The sequence below is a fragment of the Propioniciclava coleopterorum genome, from assembly GCF_011393335.1.
Taxonomy (GTDB): Bacteria; Actinomycetota; Actinomycetes; order Propionibacteriales; family Propionibacteriaceae; genus Propioniciclava; species Propioniciclava coleopterorum.
The window spans coordinates 60,205-82,917 of the sequence record NZ_CP049865.1 but is presented as its reverse complement, the minus strand read 5'-3'; the positions used below and the strand labels follow the sequence as shown (position 1 = coordinate 82,917).

Below are 22,713 nucleotides of genomic sequence, written 5' to 3'. Positions count from 1 at the left end.
TCGACCGACGATCGGTCAGGACCGCCAGGCGTCGACGTGCTCGTGGACGAAGGCGGCATCCAGCAGGGCGGGGAACTCCGCGAGGACCGCGGCGATGTCCTCCGACTGGCCGGGGGAGAGCCGGTCGCTGCCCAGGGTGAGCGCGGTGTCGACCAGCCCGAGCTGACGCAGCAACTCGTTGACGCCCGGGACGCAGCCCGCGAAGTCATGATCGACGTCGAACAACGCCTGGTTCACCCGGGTCAGGTCGGCGCCCAGGGCGAGCAGGTCGGCGTCCACCTGGCCGGACGCCGCGGCGGCACCCGCCCGCGCCGTCAGCTCGACCGCGGCGCGGGTACCGACCGCCCACTGACCCAGCAGCCCGCCGGTGACGCGCACCTCCCGGACGCCGCCGGCGGTGGCGACGCGGGTCGGGGTGACGAGATCGGCCACGATGGCGTCATCGTTGCCGGTCAGCGCGACCACGTCGTCCCAGCGGTCGTGGGCGGCCAGGGCCCGCAGCACGGTCGAGGTGCGGTACCGGTCGAAGGGTGCCACCTTGACCGCCGCGACGGTCGGCTGGTCGAACAGCCGGCTCCAGAACGAGCCGTCCAGCGTCGGCCCGCCGATCGCGGCCTGCAGGTAGAACCCGATCGTCGGCAGCACCTCACCCACCCGCGCGGCCCGCTCCAGCAGGCGCTCGGGCGACGGGTCGGGGACGCCCCACGACGTCAGGAGGACGGCCTCGTAGCCCAGCTCGTGGGCGAGCGTGGCCTCGGCGACGGCGTGCTCGGTGTCGCCGGTCACGCCGGCGATCAGCAGCCGGTCCCCGCCGGCCGCGGCGGCGGTGTCGGCCGCGAGCCCCATGACGTCGCGCAGCAGGCCCCGGTCGTGGTGCAGCTCGAACTGCGTGGTGTGGACGCCGACCGCCAGCCCCGTGGCGCCGGCGGCGCAGTAGTACCGGGTGAGGGCGCGTTGCGAGCGCTCGTCGAGGGTGCCGTTCGGCGTGAGCGCGAGCGGGTGCGCCGGGATGGTCGCCCCGGTCAGGCGTGTGCGGAGCGACATCAGAACTTCCCATCCCGTTGCTGGAACTTGGTGGCCTTGCCGAGCTGCCGGCCGCCGTCGGCGACCCACCGGCCCACCCAGGAGACGAGCTCCCGCAGCGGAACCGTCGGGTAGCCGTAGAGCCGGTGCGCGGTCGAGGAGTCGTTCAGCAGCGCCGTCTGCGCCTCCTCGCCGACGATCTCCACCGGCAGGTTCATGCCCTCCGCCAGCCAGGTGGCCAGCCGGCGGACCGGCACGGTCTCGGGCCCGGTCGCGTTGAGGATGAACGGGGGGACCGACGCGTGCTCGATGCTGCGCAGCGCCCACGCCGAGATGTCGCCCTGCCAGCACACGTTCACCGCGGGCATCGTCACGTCGACGGGCTGCCCGGCGGCGATCTTGGTGGCGATGTCGGCGATCACGCCGTAGCGGAGTTCGCAGGCGTAGTTCAGGCGGAAGATCGTGGCGGGCGTCCCCCAGGCCTGCCCGGCGTGGGTGAAGATCCGCTCGCGCGCCAGGCAGGACTGGGCGTACTCGCCGACGGGGCCGGCGGCGTCCGACTCGGTGCTGCCGCCCGCCCCCACGGACGTGAGGGGGTAGACGTTGCCGGTGGAGTAGACCAGCGTGGGGACGCCGCGGTACCGGTCGGCCACGAAGGTCGGGATCGAGGCGTTCGACCACCAGGTCTGCGCCTCGGCGCCGGTGGACCCGAACTTCATCGCGGCCAGGTAGTAGACGCCAGCCGCGTCCGGAAGATCGGCGTAGACGCCGGGGTCGCCCAGGTCGGCGCGGTGCACGACCAGGCCCTCGCGCTCCAGCGCGTGGGCGGTCGCCGGGTCGGAGTACCGCGAGACGGCGTGCACGGCGGCGTCCGAGCCCACGGCGTCCAGGCTGCGGCGCGCCATCCGGGCCATCGTCGGGCCGATCTTGCCGCCCGCGCCCAGGAAGACCAGGTCGCCGCCCAGGGCGGCCAGCGCCTCGCCCACGGCGACCGAGGGCGCCGACAGCAGGTCGTCCAGTTCCGTTTCGGTGGTGGGAGCGGGGTGCGTCATGCGATCAGCCTTTGGATGTAGGTGGCGGCGAGGAAGAACAGGAAGACGAGGCCGACGACGGCCAGGACGGTCTGGGGCCAGCCGATCCGCAGGTCGCCGCGGGAGCGGTGCCGGGCGATCCAGACCAGCACGATGCCGATGAGCGGGGCGATGAACACCGTGATCGCCTGCGCGGTGAGGATCAGCTGGACGGGGATGCCGCCGAAGATGATCGCCACGACCCCGCCGACGACCAGCACGGCCGTGATGCAGATCTTCGCCAACCGGTTGTTGACGTCCTCGCCGGCGTTGCCGAACATGGCCGAGAGCAGCCCGCCGCCGATGGTGGCGTTGCCCAGCAGCGAGGAGAAGGCCGCCGACCACAGCCCGAGCGCGAAGAGCACGCCGGCCCACTGGCCGACGGTGGGGGTGAGGATGTTGGCCATGTCCGCGGGCGACTTCACCGCGATGCCCTGGGGGTGCAGGGCGGCCGCCGCCGCGAGGATGATGACGAACGACAGCGTGCCGAGGATGAGGGTGCCGCTGATGGCGTCCCGGCGGGCCGCGCGGTAGTCGCCCGCGCCCCAGCCCCGCTGCCGGACGAGCTGGATCTGGTAGAACGCGCCCACGATCGAGAAGGTGGTGGCGACCGCGCCGACGACCATGGCCTCCGACCCCGTCGGGATGATCGGCATCAGGCCGGCGACCAGGGCGGCCGGGTCGGGTCGGGAGACGATCGCGGTGATGACGAAGGCGACCAGCATGACGGCGATGATGCCGACCATGAGCTTCTCGAGCTTGCCGTAGAAGCCGGGCAGCCACACGAAGGCGATGGCCGCCGCGGTGAAGATCCCGGCCCACAGTTTGGTGTCGCCCGCGAACAGGACGTTGGCGGCGGCACCCGTCCCGACCGAGTTGCCGGCCTGGAACGACGAGACGATCAGCACCGACCCGATCGCGACGAGCACCGCGACGATCCGGGAGGTGTGTGCCGCCACGGTGCCGACGGGGCCCTTGTCGCTGGTGAGCCCGATCCGGACGCTCAGGTCGACGAAGCACAGCATGAGGACCGTGGCGATCACGGGGATCCACAGCAGCCGGTAGCTGAAGCTCGCGCCGAGCGAGCTCGCGGTCGTGATGCTGCCCGGGCCGAAGACCAGCGCGGCGGTGACGAGCGCCGGGCCCAGGGCGAGGCGTCGGCGCGGCGTTGCGTCGACCGTGGTGTTTGCCATAGTAGAAAGCCTTTTCTATCGGTTGGTTCACCGTAGGGGGAACGCCACGCACGGGTCAAGGGGTTGGTCGGTAGAGTTTCCGCGAGGCGGCTCACCGGCCGCGCGGAGGAGGGGCGATGGCGTCGTTGCGGGACGTGGCGATGCGCGCGGGCGTCTCCCTGTCCACCGCGTCCCGGGTGCTCTCGGGCAGCGACTACCCGGTCGCCGAGGAGATGCGCGTCCGGGTGCTCGCCGCGGCGTCCGACCTGGACTACGTGCCCAACGCCCAGGCGCAGACGCTGTTGTCGGGGACGACGCGGGCCGTGGGGGTGCTGGTCGGCGACGTGGGCGACCCGTACTTCTCCGAGATCATCCACGGCATCCATGAGGTGGCGACCCCGCTGAACCTGCTGGTGTCGATCTGCGACACCGCCCGGGACGTGGACCGCGAGATGGCCTACTTCAGGATGCTGCAGGCGCACCGCTACGAACTCGTCATCATCGGCGGCTCGGGCCTCGACGACGCGACGTACAAGGCGGAGCTGGCGCGGCGCGTGGCGGGCTTCCAGGCGATGGGCGGCCACACCGTCTCCATCGGCAACAGCGACGCCGCGGGCGGACGCGTGCTGGTGGACAACGTGGCCGGCGCCGAGACGCTGGCCGCCCACCTCATCGAGCGGGGCCACCGGGAGATCGGCGTGGCCGCCGGGCAGGCGAATCTGCACTCGACCATCGACCGCGTCGTCGGGCTGCGCGCCGCCTTCGAGCGGGTGGGCGGCACCGCCCACGTCGTCCACGTGACGCCCGACCGTGAGGGCGGGCGCGCGGGCGCCGCCGAGCTCACCGCGCGGCACCCGGGCATCACCGCGGTCGTCGGCACCGCGGATCAGATGGCGATCGGGGCGATGCACTGGCTCCAGGAGCAGGGGGTGTCGGTGCCCGGCGGAGTCGCGATCGCCGGGTTCAACGACATCCCGGCCGCGACGGACGTGCGCCCGACGCTCACCAGCGTCCGGCTCCCGCTGCGCGCCATGGGGGCGGCCGCGCTGGAACTGGGCCTGGCCGCCCGGACGGAGCCGCGGGCCATGCGCCGCTTCCAGCCGGAGCTGATCGTGCGGGGCTCGACGGGCTAGGCGCCCAGCGCCTCGACGACCTCGGCGACGCCCAGCAGCCCGGCCGGCGCGACGGGGGAGCGCCGGGTCCGGGCGAACTCCAGGATCTGTGCGCAGGCGGGCTCGTAATAGCCCGGGCCCGCGCTGATCCGCAGGTCAGCGCGCCGGCCGTCGGGCAGCGTGGCCTCGACCGTCCAGTCCTCGCGTCCGGCGGCGACGTCGAGTTCGACCGCCGCGGCGCCGAGCCGGTACGTCACCAGCCAGCCGTCGCCCTGGGGTCGCACGTCAGGTTCGGTGGGCGTCCCGCCGCAGATCTGGTGGGCGATCTCGACGGCGTGCACGGCGTAGAACGCGGCCCCGGACGGGTCCGTGGCGCGGGCGGGGCCGGTCACCCGCACCGCGACCGCCCCCGCGAGCGCGTCCAGCCCCGGCGCCCACCGCAGTGTCGAGAAGCTCGTGACGGCACCCGCCTCCAGCATCCGCGCGACGTCACAGGCCAGCAACGCCGCCGGCTTGTCCACGAAGACCGGACGCCCCGCCCGCAGGTGGGGCAGCGCCAGTTCGGCGTGGGTGGCGGCGTCCCGCTCGAACACGCACACGGCGTCCGCGTGCCGCGGGTCGGTCGTGACGGTGCCGGCGCCGGTCCGCGCCAGGTGCTCGGCGAACAGGTCGGTGTGGGAGCAGTGCCCCAGGAACAGGAACGAGAGTGGCCGGTCGGTCATGGGGCCCGACTATGGCACAGCGGTCCTGCGGCGGTGCCGCCATCGGTGGACGCCGGCGGTCCGGCGCGCCCACGGTGCGGCATGCTGGCCGGGTGCCCCGCTCGTCCCAGCCGTCGTTGAACCGCGAGATCCTCGCGCTGGCGGTCCCCGCCTTCGCGACGCTCATCGCGGAGCCGCTGCTGATCCTGGCCGACACGCTCATCGTCGGGCACCTGGGGACCGAGGACCTCGGCGGCCTGACCCTGGCCACCAGCGTCATCGGGCTGCTGGTCGGGCTGTCGGTGTTCCTGGCGTACGGGACGACCTCGGTCGTGTCGCGCCGGTTGGGCGCCGGGGACCGTGCGGGGGCGCTGGCCGGTGGCGTCGACGGCATCTTCCTCGGGCTCATCCTGGGCGCGGTGTACGCGGCCGTGCTGCTGCCCCTGGGGCCGACGATCCTCGGCTGGTACGGGGCGACGCCGGAGGTGACCGCGCTGGGGGCGACCTACCTGCGGATCGTGGCGCTCGGCCTGCCCGCCCAGTTGGTGATCCTCGCGTCCACCGGGGTGCTGCGCGGCCTGCAGGACACCCGCACCCCGCTGCGCGTGGTCGTCACCATCAACCTGATCAACATCGCGCTCAACGTCACCCTGGTCTACGGCGTCGGGCTGGGGATCGCGGGCGCCGCGATCGGCACGACGGCGTCCCAGTGGGTCGGCGCGGCGCTGCTGGCCGGCGCGGTGATCCGGGGAGCCCGGGCCGAGGAGGTCCCGCTCGGGTTCCGGCCGGCGGGCGTCCTCGCGGCGGCCCGGCTGGGCGGCTGGCTCGTCATCCGGAACGCGGCGCTCAACCTCGCCCTGCTGATGACGACGTTCACCGCCACCAGCCTGGGGACGGCCGCGCTGGCCGCGCACCAGGTCATCAACACGCTCTGGACGACCGTGGCGTTCGCCCTGGACGCCTTCGCGATCGCCGCGCAGGCGCTGGTCGGGCTGCGGGTCGGCGCCGGGGACACCGCGGGCGCGCGCGGCGTCCTGGGACGCGTCCTGGTGTGGGGCCTCGGCTTCAGCGTCGTGGTCGGGCTGCTGCTGGTCGTGCTGCGGACGCCGCTGTCGACCGTGTTCAGCCCCGACCCGGCCGTCCAGGCACTGGTGCAGCAGACCGTGCTCGTGCTCGCCGTGCTCGCCCCCGTGGGGGCGATCGCCTTCCAACTGGACGGCGTGCTCATCGGGGCCGGCGACGCCCGCTTCCTCGCGCTCGCGGGGCTGGGAGCCACCGCCGCCTACGCGCCGTTCGTCGCCGCGGTCTGGGTCACGCACGCCGGGCTGGCCTGGCTGTGGGTGGCCTACGGCGCCTGGCTGATCGCGCGCTCGCTGCTGTTGTGGCTGCGGACGCGCGGGGACGGCTGGATGCACGCCCACGTCTAGCGAAGTCGCCCCCGGGTACGGGGTTGACGCCCGCGCGGCGCGCCCGCCCCGTAGAGTGAACCGAACAGCGCCCGCCACGCCGAGGTGGCCGGGCGAGCCGGAGGAGGATCGTGATGACCATCTCGTTCGACGCCACCGACGCCATCGTCGCCGGCACCGACCTGTCCGAGCGGGCCCAGAACGCCGTCGATTGGGCGGCCGACCGCGCCGACGACCTGGACCGCAAACTGATCGTCGTGCTCGCGCTGCCGGAGGTGCCGATCCCGCCGCGCAGCCGACTGTTCGAAGCGATGCGCACGGGCGACTATCCCGAGCACCTGCGCAAGCTCGCGCGCGAGCGGCTGCAGCTGCTGCTGGACCGCGTGCACTCCAAGCACCCCGACCTCGAGGTGGAGACCGTCATCGACCAGGGGCTGGCGTCCTACGTGCTCGCGCAGGCGTCCAAGGTCGCCGAGATGGTCGTGGTGGGCGCGCGGGGCGCGAACGCCCCCGTGAAGGTGCGGGCGCTGGGCGGGACGGCGGACGCCGTGGTCGCCTACGGGCGCGGCCCCATCTCCGTGGTGACCGACCACGACACGGTGACCGCCGGCGGCCCCGTCGTCGTGGGCCTGGACGACTCGCCGGAGGCCGAGGCGGCGTTGCGGATCGCCGTCGCCGAGGCCGTGCGGCTCGCCGTGCCGGTGCGCGCCGTGCACGCGTGGGACCTCACGCCTTGGATGGTGGGGCCGATGGGCGTCTCCACCCTCATGGCGATCCCCGACCAGGAGAAGCTGGCCGCACGCATCGACGACATGGTCGAGCCCTACCGGCAGCAGCATCCCGGGCTGACCATCGAGGTGGACGTGGTCGAGGCGCGCCCGTCCGCCGCCCTGGTGGCCGCGAGCGAGGGCGCGTCGGCGCTGGTGGTCGGCTCGCGCGGCCTCGGCGGCTTCACCGGACTGCTGCTGGGCTCCACGAGCAAGGAGGTGCTGCGCGACGCCGCCTGCCCGGTGATCGTGACCCGCTCCGCGGACCGCGAGACCCGCTAGGCGCCCTCGGCGCCGCGCCGGGGCGTCCGGTCAGGAACCGAACGCGTCGCGCAGGAACGTCAGGGTGCGCGACCAGCTCTGCTCCCGCGCGGCGGCGTTCGTCTCGGGTGTGCCGCCCAGGGCGTCCAGTGGCCCGTACAGCGGCTCCCCGACCGGTGCCGGGACACCCGAGGCCGCGTGGCCGGCGTCCGGGTAGGCCAGGAGCTCCACCGTGGCGGCCCCCGTGGCGCGGGCCTGCACGTCGCGGCTCATGGGGCAGGAGGGCCACATCGTGTCGGCCTCGCCGCACACCAGCAGCAGCGCGCCCGCGATGCGTCCCACGTCGATGCGGGCGTCCCCGTGCTGGTCGAGGGTGTCCAGCGCGGCCTGGTGGGTGTGGATCAGGTCTCCCTGCGGAGGGGCCGCTGGGAACCGCAGGAACGGGACGTCGACGCCGCCGGCGGTCCAGGAGGATCCCAGGCTCCCCATCGTCCACGGCTCGACCAGGTTGAGCCCCTGCCAGGCGACGGTGGAGGGGACGTTGGCGACGACGGCGTTCAGCTCCGGGTGCCGCGTCCCGACCAGCAGCGCGGCCTCGCCGCCCTTCGAGGTGCCGAGGACGGCCAGGCGACTCCCGTCGACGCCCGGACGCCCCCGCAGCCAGTCCAGCGCGGCGTCGAAGGTCTCCAGCGGGACGCGGTGCAGGGCGTGGTCCTGACCCGGCCCACCGAAGTAGGACAGCGCCAGCGCGTGGTAGCCGGCCCCGGCGAGCGCGCGGGCCTGCTCGTCGACCCACGCATCGATGCCGCCCTCGCTCCCGCCCAGCACCAGGACGGCCGGGGCGTCGGCCGATCCGGCCGCGGGGTAGTAGTTGCCGAGCACGCCGGCCTCGGTGACGCGCGTGCCGCCGGGGCCCGGGTCGGTCGTGACGAAGCGCGGCGCCCACGGCTTGAACACCATGAGTCCGACGACGCCGAGCACCAGGAGTCCGACGAGGCCCAGGGCGCTCCAGCCCACGATCCGCCAGCCCCGACGCCGCTTCGGCGGGGTGGTCCGCTGCGTATCCATGCCCACGAACCTAACGGGGGCGGTTCGGCGGCGACCACCCCGGAAACGGCGTCATGAGACGTCGGGGCGCGGCTGGACCTGGTTGGGGACGGCGCCGCCGTAGCGGCGGTCGCGCTGGGCGTACAGCTCGATGGCGTGCCACAGGTCGCGGCGGTCGAAGTCGGGCCACAGCCGGTCCAGAAACACCATCTCGGCGTAGGCCATCTGCCAGAGCAGGAAGTTCGACGTGCGCTGCTCCCCGGAGCTACGGATGAACAGGTCCACGTCCGGCACCTCGGGGCGGTACAGCCGCGACGTCAGCGACTTCTCGCTGATCCGGTCGGGGTCGATCCGCCCGGCGGCGGCGTCGGCGGCCAGCGCGCGGACGGCGTCCACGATCTCCGAGCGTCCGCCGTAGTTGACGCAGAACTGCAGCGTCAGGGTGGTGTTGTGGCGGCTCATCTCCTCGGCGACCCGGAGTTCGTTGATGACGCTCTTCCACAGCCGGGGCTCGCGTCCGGCCCACACGATCCGCACGCCCAGGTCGTTGAGTTCGTCGCGGCGGCGATGGATGACGTCGCGGTTGAAGCCCATCAACCAGCGCACCTCGTCGGGGGACCGCTTCCAGTTCTCGGTGGAGAACGCGTACGCCGACAGGTACTTCACGCCGATCTCGACCGCGCCGTGGATCGTGTCCAGCAGGGACGCCTCGCCGCGCGCGTGCCCGTCGGTGCGCGGCAGGTTCCGCTCCTTGGCCCAGCGGCCGTTCCCGTCCATGACGATGGCGACGTGCCGGGGCACGAACTTCGCGGGGATCGCGGGCGGTGTGGCGCCGCTCGGGTGCGGCGTCGGCGGCATCGGGCTCACGAGTGAAGGGTAGCCGCCGACCAGGTTGGGCGCCCGTTCAGGCGCTCAACTCCACGATGACCAACGTCCCGGGAAGAACTGGCAGGACAATGCGTAGCAGTACTGGCTGTCCATCTTGGTCCGGTAGGAGTAAAGGGTCGGCTTGTACGTGTAGTACGCCTTCCCTTTCATGTTGTCACAGAACAATGTGACGGACGCCTTGCGTACCCCGAACTGAATGTAGGACTGGGTCCTGTACGTCGCTTGTACCGTGCTCGCGGTCAGCTTCTGCAGGCCGACTTTCGTGGGTGTGGAGTAGGTCACAGTACCGAGGGACTTCTGGATCGTCTTCTGGACCAGGGGGTGACAGTTGGCCGAGGTCGCGCCTTTCACCTCGACCCAACTCCCGGCCTTGTATGCATCGGCTTGAGCGGGGGAGGCAAGAGCGATGGTGCTGGAGAAGACGAGCGCAGCGGCGGTTGCCGCGGTCGCGATCCGGCGTGTGAACCTATTCACGGTGGCCTCCTGGTGCTGGGTGAGTGATGGAATCAAAGCGTCATCAAGCGCGGCCTGTCAATGGATCCGATCGGGTGCCCGGTTGCCATCAGATGCGGCCTTCCAGCGGCGATGCGGGAAACTACAGCCATGCACGCGTGGTTCGACGTCTCCGCCGGTGTCGCCGGCGACATGCTCCTGGGTTCCCTGCTCGACGCCGGGGCCGACCCCGACGGCGTCCAGGCGGCGATCGACGCGGTGGCGCCCGGGTCGGTGCGGCTCGAGTCCGCGCCGGTGGTGCGCGGCGGTCAGCGGGGTGTGAAGGCGCGCGTCCGCGTGCTGGTCGAGGATCCGCCCCACCGGCGGTGGGCGACGATCCGGGCCACGCTGAAGGACGCGGCCCTGGCCGAGCAGACGCGGGCGTGGGCGCTGGCCGCCTTCGCCCGGCTCGCGGACGCCGAGGCGCGGGCGCACGGCATCGACGCCGAGGACGTCCACTTCCACGAGGTGGGCGCGCTGGACTCGATCGCCGACGTCGTCGGGACGTGCGAGGCGCTGCGCGGGCTCGGTGTGACGAGCGTGTCGGCGTCCCCGGTGCGCCTGGGTGCGGGACGCGTCCGGGCCGCGCACGGCGACATCCCGGTCCCCGTCCCGGCGGTGGCCGAGCTCGCGGTGGGGTGGCAGGTCTACGCCACCCCCGAGGGGGACGCGGCGCACGGGCACGGGTCGCACCAGCACAGCCACGACCACGGCCACGACCCGCACGTGTACGGCGACCACCACGACACGCCGGCGGTGGTCACCACCGCGGGGAGCGTGGGTGAACTGGCGACCCCGACGGGGCTGGCGATGATCCGCGCGCTCTCGCAGCGGTGCGAACCGCTGCCCGCCCTCACCGTGCGGGCCGTCGGCGTGGGCGCGGGCGGCAAGGACTTCGCCGGCTGGCCCAACGTCGTGCGGGTGCTGCTGGGCGAGCGGCCCGAGGCCGGCGACCCGGCCGCGCCCGGAGCCGGGGTCGATCGCGGGGCCGCCGCGCCCGAGGACGTGCCCGCCACGGCGCTGGTCGAACTGCGCGCCAACGTCGACGACCTGGACGGCCGGTTGTGGCCGGGGGTGCTGCAGGCCTGCCTGGACGCCGGGGCCGCCGACGCGTGGCTGGTCCCCATCGTCATGAAGAAGGGACGCCCGGCGCACACGGTGCACGCCCTGGTCGACGCCGCCCACCGCGACGCCGTGGTCGAGGTGATCCTCGCCCGCACGAGCACCCTGGGCGTCCGGGGCGACGAGGTGCGCCGCATCGTGCTGGAGCGCGGCTGGTCCGACGTGGCGATCGGCGACGCGACGGTGCGGATCAAGGTCGGCCACCGCGACGGCCGGGTCGTCCACGCGACCCCCGAGTTCTCCTCGGTGCAGGCACTGGGCGCCGCGCTGGGGATCGACGAGTCCGACGCGCTGCAGCGGGCCACCGGTGCGCTGGCGGCGGCCGGGTTGCTGCCCGGGCGGCCGTATCCGTCCGCGACTAGGCTGACCGCACCGGAAGGGGGCGCACACCCGTGACCCAGATCAGCCAGCAGACCCGCCGCACCACCGCGCTGGATGGCCCGTCGGACCCGTGGCAGGGCTGCGACGAGGCCACCCGCGCAGACGCCGAGGCGGTCGCCGCCCGGCTCCCGGTCACCGGACGCCTCGGCGTCGCCTACTCCGGGGGCGTCGACTCCGCGACCCTGCTCGCGGTGGCCGTCCGAGCCCTGGGCCCCGACCGCGTGGTCGCGCTCATGGGCGTCTCGCCGTCGCTGGCCGCCGACGAGGCCGACCTCGCCCGCGCCATCGCCGCCGAGGCCGGCGCCCGGCTGGTCGAGTTCCCCACGCACGAGGGCGACAACCCGCTCTACCGCGCCAACGGCGCCGACCGCTGCTTCCACTGCAAGGACGAACTGTTCACTCGGATCGGCGATGACGTCGCGTCTGCCGAGGGGCTCACGCACGTGGCCTACGGCGAGAACGCCGACGACGCCCGCCGCATCGACCGGCCCGGGTCCAGGGCGGCGACCGAGCACGAGGTGCTGCGTCCGCTCGCCGACGCCGGCCTGACCAAGGGGCGGGTGCGGGCGCTCGCCCGCGCGCTGGGCGTCCGGTCGGCCGACAAACCGGCCGCGCCCTGCCTGGCGTCCCGGATCCCGCACGGCCAGGAGGTCACGCCGCAGAAGCTGCAGCAGGTCGAGGCCGCCGAGCGGGCGCTGCGCGCGGTCGGGATCGCGGACTCGCGCGTCCGGCACCACGGCGACATCGCCCGCATCGAGGTCGCGCCGACCGACCTGGCGACCCTCGTCGCCGACGGCGTCCGCGAGGAAGTCGTCCGCGCGATCAAGGCCGCAGGGTTCGGCTACGTGACCCTCGACCTGGTCGGGCTGCAGTCCGGCGCGTTCACCCTGCAGGTGCTGACCCGCCGTGGCTGACGACGACATCGCCGAACTCGACCTCGACCGGGGGGTGCGACGCGGCTACCCCGAGGCCGTCTACTGCGAGGGCAAATCGCCCGAACAGGTCCGCGCCATCGCCGAGCGGGTGGGAGGGCGTCCCGACGTCACCACGATCTTCACCCGCGCGGACGCCGACCGCGCGCAGGCCGTCCTGGCGGCCCTGCCGGACGCCTTCCACGACCCCGTCGCCCGGCTGCTGGTCTGGCCGCCGCGGATGCCCGAGCCGACCGGTGAACTGGTCGTCGTCGCCTGCGCCGGCACCTCGGACCTGCCGGTGGCCCGCGAGGCGCTGCTGACCGCCCGCCACCTGGGGCGGCGCGCAGAGTTGGTCGTCGACGTGGGGATCGCGGGCGTCCACCGGACGCTGGCCAAGGTCGACCTGCTCCGCTCCGCTGGCGCGATCGTCGTCGTGGCCGGCATGGACGGCGCCCTGCCCGGGCTCATCGCGGGCCTGGTGTCCTGCGCTGTCGTGGCGATCCCCACCTCGGTGGGCTACGGCGCCGCGTTCGGCGGGCTCGCGCCGCTGCTGACGATGCTGAACGCGTGCGCCCCCGGCGTCGGCGTGGTGAACATCGACAACGGTTACGGCGGCGGCCACCTCGCCGCTCAGATCGCCGCTCCCCGCTGACCGTCCCCCCGGCGAGACGGCTGCGGGGGACGACCCCTCCCGCCCAGGGCATCGCGGTGGCATCATGTGAGCCGCCCTCACCCACCGGGAGCCCTCATGACCACGCCCATCCAGGCCGTCCATCACCACCTGACGCGGATGACCGGCCGCGACCCGCACGAGGATGGCCGCGTCGCCCACCACGCTGGAGCTGCTCTACGACCTCACCCTGGTCGTCGCGTTCGGCGTCGCCGGGTCGGAGTTCGCGCACTCGCTCGCCGCCGGCCACATCGTCGAGGGATCGGCCGCCTTCTTCTTCGTGCTGTTCGCGGTGTGCTGGGCGTGGATGAGCAGCACCTGGTTCGACTCGGCGTTCGACACCGACGACTGGACCGTCCGGGTCGCGACCATGATCCAGATGGCGGGCGTCCTCATCCTGACCACCGGCATCCCTGAACTCTTCGCGGGCTTCGACGAGGGCTGGCACCTGCAGAACCAGACCATCGTGCTGGGGTACGTGGTGATGCGCGTCCCGCTGGTGCTGGCGCGCCTCGCGCGACGTGGCCTCGACCGTCGTGGCCGCGGCGGCCCGCAAGATCGCCGCCTGGACCGTGCTCGGCCAGCTGCTGTGGGTGGTCGTGGCCGTCACGGCGGCCCCGACCAGCCTGACCGTCGTGGTCGCGGTGGTGCTGTTCGCGCTGGAGATCGGGGTCCCGTTCCTGATCGAACGCAGGGCGGGCGGGACGCCCTGGCACCCGCACCACCTGGCCGAACGCTACGCGCTGCTCACCATCATCGCGCTCGGCGAGATCGTGGTCGGCACGGCGGAGACCGTCCGCGCGCTGCACGCCGCCCACGGCTGGACCCCCGAGGTGATGCTGGTGCTGCTGGCGTCAGCCTGACCATGGGGCTGTGGTGGGTGTACTTCAGCGTCCCGTTCGGCGACATCCTGCACCGGCACCGCGACCGGTTGTTCCGGTTCACCTACCCGCACATGCTGCTGTACTTCAGCATCGCCGGGGTCGGCGCGGGGCTGCACGCGGCGGCCTACCAGATCGAGGGGGAGTCCAAGCTGGGCGCGCCGGGCACCATCGTGGCGATCGCGCTGCCGAGCGCCGCGTTCATCGTGCTCGTCTTCATCCTGATCACCGGGCTGACCGCGCACCGCTCCCTGGAGCGGTTCCACCTCGGTGAGATCCTGGTCATGCTCGCCGTGCGGGTGCTCGGCGTCGCCCTCACCGCCCTCGGCGCCCCGCTCGCGGTCGGCATCGCCGTGGTGATGCTCGCGCCGTGGGTGATGGTGGTCGGCTACGAGTGGCAGGGGTACCGCCACCTGAACGAGTGGATCGCCCAGGACGCGTGAGTCCTCGGCGCGATCAGGCAAGGTCCTCGGCCCGATCGGGCTGAGCCGCCGGGGTCAGCGCAGTCTGGGTGCGTAGGTGTCCGGGGCGCCGGTGTCGCTGCGGTCGACCTGGTCGAGCGTGCGCAGGCCGCGCTCGAGGTGCCAGCCGGCGAACGCGGCCACCAGCCCGGACGCCTGGCGCTGCGTCGTCGGGTCCGCGGCGCGGGTGGCGGGCCAGTCGCCCGAGATCAGCGCCCCCAGGTACGCCAGCGTCCCCGGACGCACCAGCGGCGTCCCCGGGGGGCGGCAGCGGCGGCACACCGAACCGCCGGCGGCGGGGGAGAAGGCCTCGTGCGGCCCCGCCTCGCCGCACGCGGTGCACGCGTCCAGGCTCGGCGCGAACCCGGACGTGGCCAGGGCGCGCAGCAGGTAGGAGTCCATCACCATCGTGGCCGGACGCTCGCCGTCGTGCGTCCCGGAGATCAGGGCGTACAGCGCGCCGGCGAGCAGCCGGTACTGGGGCGGCGCCGGCTCCTTCTCGACGCTGACGAGGCGGTCGGCGGTCTCGAGCATCACCTGGCCGACCGTGTAGCGCCCGTAGTCCGCGCACAGGGGCTCCGACCAGGCGTGCAGCGTCACCGCCTCGGTGATGATGTCCAGGGTGCGTCCGGTGGCGAACTGCAGGTCGACGTGGCTGAACGGCTCCAGCCGGGCTCCGAACTTCGACGACGTCCGCCGGACGCCGCGGGCGACCGCCCGGATCTTGCCGTGGCGGCGCGACAGCAGCGTGATGATCCGGTCGGCCTCGCCCAGCTTGTGGGTGCGGAGCACGACCGCCTCGTCGCGGTAGGTGGGCATTCAGGCCGCCGAGCAGGTGGCGCAGAGGCCGCGCAACTCCAGGGAGTGGTCGACGTCGGTGTACCCGTGCGCGGAGGACAGCCGGTCGATCAGCTCCTCCACCCCGTCCAGTTCCACCTCGACGGTCCGGCCGCAGGAGCGGCAGATCAGGTGGTGGTGATGGTCGTGGGTCGCCTCGCCGCAGCCCCGGTAGGACGCCTGCCCGTCGGCGGTGCGGATGACGTCCACCTCGCCGGCGTCGGTCAGGGCCTGCAGGTGCCGGTAGACGGTCGCGAGCCCGATCTTCTCGCCGCGGGCGCGGAGCAGGTCGTGGATGTCCTGGGCCGTCATGAACTCGTCTAGGCCCGCGAGCGCGTCGGCGATCGTCGCCCCCTGACGGGTGCGGCGCTGGGGTGTGCTGGTCATGGGCCCTCCTCAACCTGGCAGCCTACCCGGGGGCCGTTAGGGTGAACGGCATGCTCGCCTTCAGCCGCTTCCGTGTCCCCGAGGCCGACCTGGACGCCTTCACCCCGGACGCCGAGGCGGCGGCCGCGTTCTTCGCCGGACGCCCCGGGTGCCGCTCCGCCGACCTGGTCCGCAACCTGGACGAGCCGGACCTGTGGGCGCTGCTGACGACCTGGGAGAACGTCGGCTCCTACCGGCGCGCGTTCAACGGCTACGACGCCAAGATGATCCTGATGCCGCTGCTCAACCGCGCCCTGGACGAGCCGAGCGCCTACGCCGACGCCGACGAGGTCGGGGTCAACCTGCCCCGCGATCGCTGAGCGCGGTCTCCGAGAGGTCGAGACGATCCCGCCGCGTGGCGGGTCGATCGGTTCGCGGGGCTCAGCGGGCGTTGTAGTAGCGCTCGTGCAGCGCTCGGACCCGCTCGGCCAGTTCGGGGGCGGGACCCGAGACCAGGGCGCCGGGCACCACGCTCTCGATGGGCAGCGGGGCGACGCGGCCCGCGGCCAGCCCGAGGCCCTGCAACCAGCCGGTGAGCTGCTCGGTCGAGGACGCGTACACGATCCGGCCCAGGCCGACCCAGCCGTGCGCGGCCGCGCACATGGCGCAGTGCTCGCCGGAGGTGTAGACGGTCGCCCGGGACCGTTCGGCCGGGGCCAGGTGGGCGGCCGCCCAGCGGGCGATCGCGAACTCGGGGTGCTGGGTCTCGTCGCCGCCGGCGATCCGGTTGTGGTCGGCGAAGACCTCGCGGCCGGAGGCGTCCACCAGGATCGAGCCGAACGGCTGGTCACCGGTCAGCAGCGCCTCCTCGGCGAGCGCCAGGCACCGCTCCAGATGGGGAAGGTCGGAGTCGAGGAGCGGGGTGACGGGCATGGGGTCGATCCTAGGCAATCGGCAGGCGTCGGCCCAATCCGTCGGGCCCCCGACGGGGCGGTGGCAAGGGCGCGCGCGGAGCCGGGCGGGCGGCGTCCCGCTGGGGCCGCGCGCGGCGCTGCGCGCGGTGGCGAACCGGTAGGGTTGGCGGGCAGATTGTTGGGGATGCCGGCCGGGCACCCCCTGCCGACAAGGAGGCACCAGGTCACATGGCCAGCAAGCTCGACAACGTCATCAGCCTCACGAAGCGCCGCGGCTTCGTGTACCCCTCGGGGGACATCTACGGCGGCACGCGGGCGGCCTGGGACTACGGCCCCTACGGCGTGGAACTCAAGGAGAACATCAAGCGGCAGTGGTGGAAGGCCGTCGTGCAGCAGCGGCCCGACGTCGTGGGCCTGGACTCCTCGATCATCCTGCCGCGTCAGGTGTGGGTGGCCTCGGGCCACGTCGGCGTCTTCTCCGACCCGCTGACCGAGTGCCTCAATTGCCACAAGCGGTTCCGCGCCGACCAGCTCGAGGAGGCGTTCGAGTTCAAGAAGGGCCGGGCGCCGCAGGGCCTGACCGAGATCAACTGCCCCGAGTGCGGGACGCTGGGCCAGTTCACCGAGCCGCGCGACTTCAACATGATGCTCGAGACGCATCTGGGCGTCATCAAGGACGACTCGGGCCTGCACTACCTGCGTCCGGAGACGGCCCAGGGCATCTTCGTGAACTTCGAGCACGTGCAGCAGACCTCGCGCATGAAGGTGCCCTTCGGCATCGGCCAGGTCGGCAAGAGCTTCCGCAACGAGATCACGCCCGGCAACTTCATCTTCCGCACCCGCGAGTTCGAGCAGATGGAGATGGAGTTCTTCGTCGAGCCCGGCACCGACGAGGAGTGGCACCAGCACTGGATCGACGCCCGGCACGACTGGTACGTCGATCTGGGCATCGACCCGGAGAACCTGCGCCTGTTCGAGCACCCGGCGGAGAAGCTGTCGCACTACTCCAAGCGCACCGTCGACATCGAGTACAACTTCGGCTTCACCGGCGGCGACGGCTGGGGCGAGCTCGAGGGCGTGGCGAACCGCACCGACTTCGACCTGGGCACCCACAGCGAGCACTCGGGCGAGGACCTGTCCTACTTCGACCAGGCCAAGGGCGAGCGCTACCTGCCCTACGTCATCGAGCCGGCCGCCGGCCTGACGCGGTCGCTGATGGCGTTCATGGTGGAGGCCTACACCGAGGACGAGGCGCCCAACGCCAAGGGCGGGGTCGACAAGCGCACGGTGCTGAAGCTGGACCGCCGCCTGGCACCGGTCAAGGCCGCCGTGCTGCCGCTGTCGCGCAACGAGGCCCTCTCGCCGAAGGCGCGCGACCTCGCCGCGGAGCTGCGCAAGCACTGGAACATCGAGTTCGACGACGCGCAGGCCATCGGACGCCGCTACCGCCGTCAGGACGAGATCGGCACCCCGTTCTGCGTGACGGTCGACTTCGACACCCTCGAGGACGACGCGGTCACCATCCGCGAGCGCGACACGATGGCCCAGGAGCGCGTCGCCCTGGATCAGGTCGCCCCCTACCTGGCCGCCCGCCTGCTGGGCTGCTGAGCCCCGGACGCCACGGCGTCCTGCCGACGACGAACGCCGGATCCCTCAGGGGGATCCGGCGTTCGCGTCGTCGTGGGTCAGGGGCGCGTCCAGGACCAGGTCTCGCCGTCGGAGCAGACCACGCTCACGCCGGGGTCGGGCTCGAGCGTGAGGTGGACCTCGAGGCTTTCCTCGCCGGCCGCCGCCCGGTAGGAGATCGACTCGTTGGTCTTGTCGAGCACCTCGACGCGCGCCCGCGTCAGCCACGGGTGGCGGCGCCGCAGCCCGATCAGTTGGGCGTAGACGTCGTGCAGCCACGCGCCGGTCGGCAGCAGATCCGCCGGGGACGCGGGCAGCGGCGGACGCACGGGGAAGTCCGCGTGGAAGCCGTCGCCGCGCACGCCGGTGAAGCCCTGCTCGTCGCCGTAGTACACGCTGGGCATCCCCGGCACGGTGAACAGGACGGCCGCCGCCAGCGGGGCGCGTTCCTCGCCCACCAGGGAGGCGATCCGGTCCACGTCGTGGTTGCCGACGAACGTGTTGAGCACCACGGACGCGGAGAACTCGTCGTGCCGGGCGAGCGCGTGCGCGAGCTCCCAGAAGTTGGCTTCCTTGATCGAACTCCAGATGCCTTTCCACAACTCGTAGGCGGTGATGGAGTCCAGGTCGCCCTCGCGCGCGATCGCGGCGTAGTCGCCGTGGATCACCTCGCCCAGGAACACCGCGTCGGGGAACTCGGCCTTGACGCGGCCGGTCACCTCGCGCCAGAACGCGGGCGGAACCGCGTAGGCGACGTCGAGGCGCCAGCCGGCGATGCCGCGGCGCAGCCAGCGCAGCATGATGTCGACGACCAGGTCCGCGACCTCGGGGCGGGCGTGATCCAGCTCGACCAGGCCGTCGTGGCCCTCCCACACCGCCAGCGCGTCCCCGTCGTGCTTCAGCAGGGGGCTGTCGGCCGCGACCAGCGGATGCTCGGCCCCGACGTGGTTGAACACGCCGTCCAGCATGAGGGCGAGCCCGCGGTCGTGGCAGGCGGCCACGAGCCGGTCGAAGTCGGCGTCATCACCCAGCCGCGGGTCGATCCGGTCGTGGTCGACGGTGTCGTAGCCGTGCGCCGTCGAGGCGAAGATCGGGCCCAGCAGGACGCCGGAGCACCCCAGCTCCACGACGTAGTCCAGCCACGGCTCGAGCCTCTCCAGCCGGTGGTGGACGCCCTCCTCGCGCTCCAGCACGGGGGCGCCGAGGGCCCCCAGCGGATAGACCTGCCACCAGATGGCGTGGTCGACCAGACTCATCAACGGCTCCCTGCGGTCACGGGCCGGTCCGGGCGGAACCGGTGTGCACGACGCTAGCCGATCCGGCGCCGGAACGCGCCGGCGGGCGCGGGGGTGCGGGCCCCGCACGCGGCCCCGGCTCGGCCGGACTTCGGCCCGGGCGGGGCGCCCGGTAGAATCGGCCGACGTGCCCGCTTACCCGCGTCTGCGCCTGACGGCCCCCTCGGGGGAACCGTCGAGGTCGCCACGCCCGTGGTGCTGGCGCCGATGGCCGGGATCACCAACCCCGCCTACCGGCAGCTGTGCGCCGAGCAGGGCGCCGGCCTCTACGTCTGCGAGATGATCACGTCCCGCGGCATCGTCGAGCGCAACCCCAAGACCTTCGACATGCTGGCGTTCGCGCCCACCGAGGACATCAAGTCGGTGCAGCTCTACGGCGTCGACCCCGACATCGTGGCGCGCGGCGCCGCGATCGTGTGCGAGGAACTCGGCGTCCAGCACATCGACCTCAACCTGGGCTGCCCCGTCCCGAAGGTGACGCGCAAGGGCGGCGGCGGCGTCCTGCCGTGGAAGACCGACCGGCTGGCGGCCATCCTCGCCGCGACCGTGAAGGCGGCCGACGCCTACGGCGTCCCGGTGACGATCAAGACGCGGATCGGGATCGACGCCGACCACGAGACGTTCCTGGACGCCGGTCGGATCGCGCAGGACGCAGGCGTGGCCGCCATCGCGCTGCACGCCCGCACCGTGCAGGAGGCCTACGCCGGCGAGGCGCACTGGGACCGGATCGCCGAACTGGCCGACGCCCTCGACATCCCGGTGCTCGGCAACGGCGACATCTGGGAGGCCTCCGACGCGCTGCGCATGGTCGATCAGACCGGCGCGGCGGGCGTCGTCGTGGGCCGTGGCTGCCTGGGGCGTCCGTGGCTCTTCTCGGACCTCGCGCGGGCGTTCGCCGGCGAACAGCCCCTGCCGTACCCGAAGCTGGGGGAGGTCGCGGCCATGCTGCGCCGGCACGCCGAACTCCTGGCCGGCATCCACGGCGAGCGCTGGGGCCTGATCGACCTGCGCAAGCACATGGCCTGGTACTTCAAGGGGTTCCCGGTCGGCGGCGAGATCCGCCGCGGGTTGGCCACCGTCTCGAGCTTCGAGGAACTGGACGCCCTGCTGGCGCGCCTGGATCCCGAGGCTTCGATGCCGGCCGACGAACTGGGCAAGCCACGCGGTCGCCAGGGGACGCCGCGGGCTCACGTCACGCTGCCCTACGGCTGGTTGGACAGCCGCGAACTCGGCGACGAGGACCTCTCCGCCGCCGAGTCCGACGTGTCGGGGGCTAGGCCCTACTGCACGTACGGCATCATCACGACGACGAACGTGATGAGGCCGATGATCGGGGCGGCGATGCCGAGCAGGATGCCGCCCAGCGCCAGCGGCCGACCGGCCCGCTTCACGAACGCCACGATGCTGACGATCCAGCCCGCCAGGCCGCCCACGACGGCGGCCTGAAGAGCGTTGGCCCAGCCCTGGATCTGCTGCGCGAACGCGATGACGAGCGGGTCGGAGGTGTTGGCGTTCGCCAGCGCCTCGGGCCCATTCACGACCACGAACTCGCCGGCCGCGCGGCCGATGATCGCCGACGCGACGACCAACAGGACCGTGCACACCGCCACCAGCCCCAGGCCGACGAGCCCGAGGGTGTTGCTGCGCTTGGGCGCCTGGCCGTAGCCGCCCTGGGGGTACTGCTGGGCCGGGTAGCCGGGCTGCTGGCCGTAGCCCTGCGGGTAACCCTGCTGCTGCTGCTGCGGGTAGCCCTGCTGCCCGTACTGCTGGGCGTAGCCCTGGTCCTGCTGCGGGTACCCCTGCTGCTGATAGCCCTGCTGCTGGTAGCCCTGCTGGTCGGGGGCGCCGTAGGACTGGCCGTAGCCCGGCTGCGGCTGCCCCTGCGCCTGGCCCTGCTGGGCGTAGGGGTCGTAGGCGCCGTACTGGCCCTGCCCGTAACCCTGCTCCTGCGCGTACGGGGGCTGCTGGTCGGGGGCCTGGTACGGGCCCTGCGGTTCGGGGAGGCCGGCCGATGGCCGGGCTCGCCGCCGCCGGTGAACGTGGGCTCGCCGTATCCGCCGTTGTCGGAATCGGGATTCGGGGTGGGGCTCGAGTTGCTCATCGTGTCCTGTCCTCGCGTTGGATGGCCCAATCATAGGAACAGGGAAGAATGGAGGCATGACGGACGCGCTGAATCCACGCACGCTCGCCTGGGCGCAGACCATGCGGGGTCACCGCGAGGGCGACGTGGTGCGCGCCCACGCCGACTCCGCGGCCGCCATCCGGCTGGAGGCGCCGATCGGCCGCGAGGCCCGCGAGGAGCGCGAGCGACGCATCCTGGTCCCCGAGGCGACCTTCGCCCACGGGGCGGGCGACCGGGCGCGTCCCGAGGAACCCGACGACGAGCGCACCTGCTTCGAACGCGACCGCGACCGGATCGTGCACTCGCCCGCGTTCCGGCGCCTGGCGGGCAAGACCCAGGTCGTCGTCCACCCGACCGACCACCAGCGGACCCGGCTGACGCACGCCATCGAGGTGGCGCAGGTCGCGACCTCCCTGGCCCGCGGCCTGGGCGTCAACGCGGCGCTCGCCGACGCCATGGCCCTGGGACACGACTGCGGCCACGGGCCCGGTGGCCACGCGTCCGAGGACGCCTTCGACGCCTTCCTGCCCGACGGCTACGACCACGGCCCGTGGGGCGCCGACGTCGTGCTCGCGCCCCTGAACCTGTGCCGCGAGACCCTCGACGGGATCCGCAACCACTCCTGGTCCCGGCCGGCGCCCGCCACCATCGAGGGGGAACTCGTCAGCTGGGCCGACCGGATCGCGTACTGCGCCCACGACCTCGAGGACGCCGTCGCGGCCGGGATCGTCACCCCGGCCGACCTGCCCGAGGAGGTCACCGCCGTGGTGGGGCGGACGCGGCGCGAGCAACTGGCCGGCTTCATCCGGTCCCTGATCTCCACGGCTGCCGAGACCGGCGTCGTCGGGATGGACGCCGACGCGGCGGCCGCGCTCGCCGCCCTGCGCCGGTTCAACTACGAGCGGATCTACACCCGACCCGACTCCGTGGCCCAGGCCAACGCGGTCATCGGGGTGCTGCACGGTCTCGTGGAGTACTACTGCGAGCACCCGTGGGCGCTGCCCGCGGACTACCGCGACGGCGCCGAGGCCGACCGGATCGTGACGGCCGTGACCTACGTCGGCGGCATGACCGACCGGTTCGCCTTCGACACCGCCGAGTCCCTGCTGGGCTGGGATCCCGACAAGCTGCCCCGCGGCATCGGCCGCGGCATCTGAGTACCTCCGACCACCTGGACGGACGCGG

21 protein-coding genes and 2 pseudogenes are annotated in these 22,713 nt (G+C 73.0%); 11 read left to right on the top strand and 12 right to left on the bottom strand.

Annotated elements, in window-relative coordinates:
* Positions 1 to 15: 15 nt before the first annotated feature.
* From G7070_RS00405 to G7070_RS00395, 3 genes are read right to left on the bottom strand one after another with little or no spacing between them, the layout of a single operon-like run.
* Entirely contained in the window at positions 16 to 1,044 is a 1,029-nt protein-coding gene (locus tag G7070_RS00405; RefSeq protein WP_166230887.1) for a dihydrodipicolinate synthase family protein, read from the bottom strand.
* Positions 1,044 to 2,075 carry an NAD-dependent epimerase/dehydratase family protein gene (locus tag G7070_RS00400; protein WP_166230884.1) on the bottom strand — a complete coding sequence of 344 codons (1,032 nt, stop codon included), beginning with the start codon at positions 2,073 to 2,075 and terminating at the stop codon, positions 1,044 to 1,046. The genes G7070_RS00405 and G7070_RS00400 overlap by 1 nt, the downstream gene beginning before the upstream one ends.
* On the bottom strand, positions 2,072 to 3,286 hold the full coding sequence (locus G7070_RS00395; RefSeq protein WP_166230881.1) for an Nramp family divalent metal transporter: 1,215 nt from the start codon (positions 3,284 to 3,286) through the stop codon (positions 2,072 to 2,074). The genes G7070_RS00400 and G7070_RS00395 overlap by 4 nt, the downstream gene beginning before the upstream one ends.
* Positions 3,287 to 3,402: 116 nt before the next feature.
* On the opposite strand from G7070_RS00395, the gene G7070_RS00390 reads away from it, so the two are divergent.
* On the top strand, positions 3,403 to 4,398 hold the full coding sequence (locus G7070_RS00390; RefSeq protein WP_166230878.1) for a LacI family DNA-binding transcriptional regulator: 996 nt from the start codon (positions 3,403 to 3,405) through the stop codon (positions 4,396 to 4,398).
* On the opposite strand, the gene G7070_RS00385 is transcribed toward G7070_RS00390, so the two are convergent.
* Positions 4,395 to 5,099 carry a Gfo/Idh/MocA family oxidoreductase gene (locus G7070_RS00385; protein WP_166230875.1) on the bottom strand — a complete coding sequence of 235 codons (705 nt, stop codon included), beginning with the start codon at positions 5,097 to 5,099 and terminating at the stop codon, positions 4,395 to 4,397. The genes G7070_RS00390 and G7070_RS00385 overlap by 4 nt on opposite strands.
* 92 nt (positions 5,100 to 5,191) lie before the next feature.
* Here G7070_RS00385 and G7070_RS00380 point away from each other — a divergent pair, with 92 nt between their 5' ends.
* Together G7070_RS00380 and G7070_RS00375 are read left to right on the top strand one after the other, a co-directional pair.
* Positions 5,192 to 6,505, top strand: a complete 1,314-nt coding sequence (locus G7070_RS00380; RefSeq protein ID WP_246227195.1) for an MATE family efflux transporter — start codon at positions 5,192 to 5,194, stop codon at positions 6,503 to 6,505.
* A gap of 113 nt (positions 6,506 to 6,618) precedes the next feature.
* A complete protein-coding gene (locus G7070_RS00375) occupies positions 6,619 to 7,533 on the top strand; it encodes a universal stress protein (protein WP_166230869.1) in 915 nt (304 codons plus the stop codon).
* A 30-nt stretch (positions 7,534 to 7,563) separates the two neighbouring features.
* Here G7070_RS00375 and G7070_RS00370 read toward each other — a convergent pair whose 3' ends face one another.
* Genes G7070_RS00370 through G7070_RS00360 form a run of 3 tightly spaced genes read right to left on the bottom strand, consistent with a single transcriptional unit; the run spans position 7,564 to position 9,921 of the window.
* The gene (locus G7070_RS00370) at positions 7,564 to 8,580 is read right to left on the bottom strand and encodes an alpha/beta hydrolase (protein WP_166230866.1); all 1,017 of its coding nucleotides are present in this window, start codon (positions 8,578 to 8,580) and stop codon (positions 7,564 to 7,566) included.
* 51 nt (positions 8,581 to 8,631) lie between these two features.
* On the bottom strand, positions 8,632 to 9,417 hold the full coding sequence (locus tag G7070_RS00365; RefSeq protein WP_166234836.1) for an isoprenyl transferase: 786 nt from the start codon (positions 9,415 to 9,417) through the stop codon (positions 8,632 to 8,634).
* Positions 9,418 to 9,471: 54 nt separating this feature from the next.
* Positions 9,472 to 9,921 carry a hypothetical protein gene (locus G7070_RS00360; RefSeq protein ID WP_166230863.1) on the bottom strand — a complete coding sequence of 150 codons (450 nt, stop codon included), beginning with the start codon at positions 9,919 to 9,921 and terminating at the stop codon, positions 9,472 to 9,474.
* A gap of 129 nt (positions 9,922 to 10,050) precedes the next feature.
* Here G7070_RS00360 and G7070_RS00355 point away from each other — a divergent pair, with 129 nt between their 5' ends.
* The 4 genes and pseudogenes from G7070_RS00355 to G7070_RS19700 all read left to right on the top strand — a co-directional run bounded on the left by G7070_RS00355 (position 10,051) and on the right by G7070_RS19700 (position 14,350).
* Positions 10,051 to 11,457, top strand: a complete 1,407-nt coding sequence (locus tag G7070_RS00355) for a nickel pincer cofactor biosynthesis protein LarC (RefSeq protein WP_166230860.1) — start codon at positions 10,051 to 10,053, stop codon at positions 11,455 to 11,457.
* A complete protein-coding gene (gene larE, locus G7070_RS00350) occupies positions 11,454 to 12,356 on the top strand; it encodes an ATP-dependent sacrificial sulfur transferase LarE (RefSeq protein WP_246227194.1) in 903 nt (300 codons plus the stop codon). Before G7070_RS00355 ends, larE begins: the two co-directional genes overlap by 4 nt.
* Positions 12,349 to 13,008, top strand: a complete 660-nt coding sequence (gene larB / locus G7070_RS00345; RefSeq protein ID WP_166230857.1) for a nickel pincer cofactor biosynthesis protein LarB — start codon at positions 12,349 to 12,351, stop codon at positions 13,006 to 13,008. The genes larE and larB overlap by 8 nt, the downstream gene beginning before the upstream one ends.
* 163 nt (positions 13,009 to 13,171) lie before the next feature.
* Positions 13,172 to 14,350, top strand: a pseudogene (locus tag G7070_RS19700) (low temperature requirement protein A).
* Positions 14,351 to 14,404: 54 nt separating this feature from the next.
* On the opposite strand, the gene recO reads toward G7070_RS19700, so the two are convergent.
* Together recO and G7070_RS00320 are read right to left on the bottom strand one after the other, a co-directional pair.
* A complete protein-coding gene (recO, locus tag G7070_RS00325) occupies positions 14,405 to 15,187 on the bottom strand; it encodes a DNA repair protein RecO (RefSeq protein WP_166230845.1) in 783 nt (260 codons plus the stop codon).
* Positions 15,188 to 15,592: a Fur family transcriptional regulator gene (locus G7070_RS00320; RefSeq protein WP_166230842.1), complete on the bottom strand. Its 405-nt coding sequence runs from the start codon at positions 15,590 to 15,592 to the stop codon at positions 15,188 to 15,190. It abuts the gene before it with no gap.
* A gap of 50 nt (positions 15,593 to 15,642) precedes the next feature.
* On the opposite strand from G7070_RS00320, the gene G7070_RS00315 reads away from it, so the two are divergent.
* Positions 15,643 to 15,951: an antibiotic biosynthesis monooxygenase family protein gene (locus tag G7070_RS00315; protein WP_166230839.1), complete on the top strand. Its 309-nt coding sequence runs from the start codon at positions 15,643 to 15,645 to the stop codon at positions 15,949 to 15,951.
* A gap of 61 nt (positions 15,952 to 16,012) precedes the next feature.
* Here G7070_RS00315 and G7070_RS00310 read toward each other — a convergent pair whose 3' ends face one another.
* Complete coding sequence (locus G7070_RS00310) at positions 16,013 to 16,504, bottom strand: nucleoside deaminase (protein WP_166230836.1); 492 nt, start codon at positions 16,502 to 16,504, stop codon at positions 16,013 to 16,015.
* Between the two features lie 209 nt (positions 16,505 to 16,713).
* Here G7070_RS00310 and G7070_RS00305 point away from each other — a divergent pair, with 209 nt between their 5' ends.
* Positions 16,714 to 18,093, top strand: coding sequence for a glycine--tRNA ligase (locus G7070_RS00305; protein WP_166230833.1), 1,380 nt, complete (start codon positions 16,714 to 16,716; stop codon positions 18,091 to 18,093).
* 77 nt (positions 18,094 to 18,170) lie between these two features.
* Here G7070_RS00305 and G7070_RS00300 read toward each other — a convergent pair whose 3' ends face one another.
* A complete protein-coding gene (locus tag G7070_RS00300; protein WP_166230830.1) occupies positions 18,171 to 19,367 on the bottom strand; it encodes an alpha-amylase family protein in 1,197 nt (398 codons plus the stop codon).
* Positions 19,368 to 19,613: 246 nt separating this feature from the next.
* On the opposite strand from G7070_RS00300, the pseudogene dusB reads away from it, so the two are divergent.
* Positions 19,614 to 20,678, top strand: a pseudogene (gene dusB, locus G7070_RS00295) (tRNA dihydrouridine synthase DusB); the annotation flags it as partial.
* A gap of 8 nt (positions 20,679 to 20,686) precedes the next feature.
* Here the strand turns inward: dusB and G7070_RS18165 are convergent.
* Positions 20,687 to 21,541, bottom strand: coding sequence for a hypothetical protein (locus tag G7070_RS18165; RefSeq protein ID WP_246227193.1), 855 nt, complete (start codon positions 21,539 to 21,541; stop codon positions 20,687 to 20,689).
* A 67-nt stretch (positions 21,542 to 21,608) separates the two neighbouring features.
* On the opposite strand from G7070_RS18165, the gene G7070_RS00285 reads away from it, so the two are divergent.
* Positions 21,609 to 22,685, top strand: a complete 1,077-nt coding sequence (locus G7070_RS00285) for an HD domain-containing protein (RefSeq protein ID WP_166234830.1) — start codon at positions 21,609 to 21,611, stop codon at positions 22,683 to 22,685.
* The last annotated feature ends 28 nt before the right edge of the window (positions 22,686 to 22,713 follow it).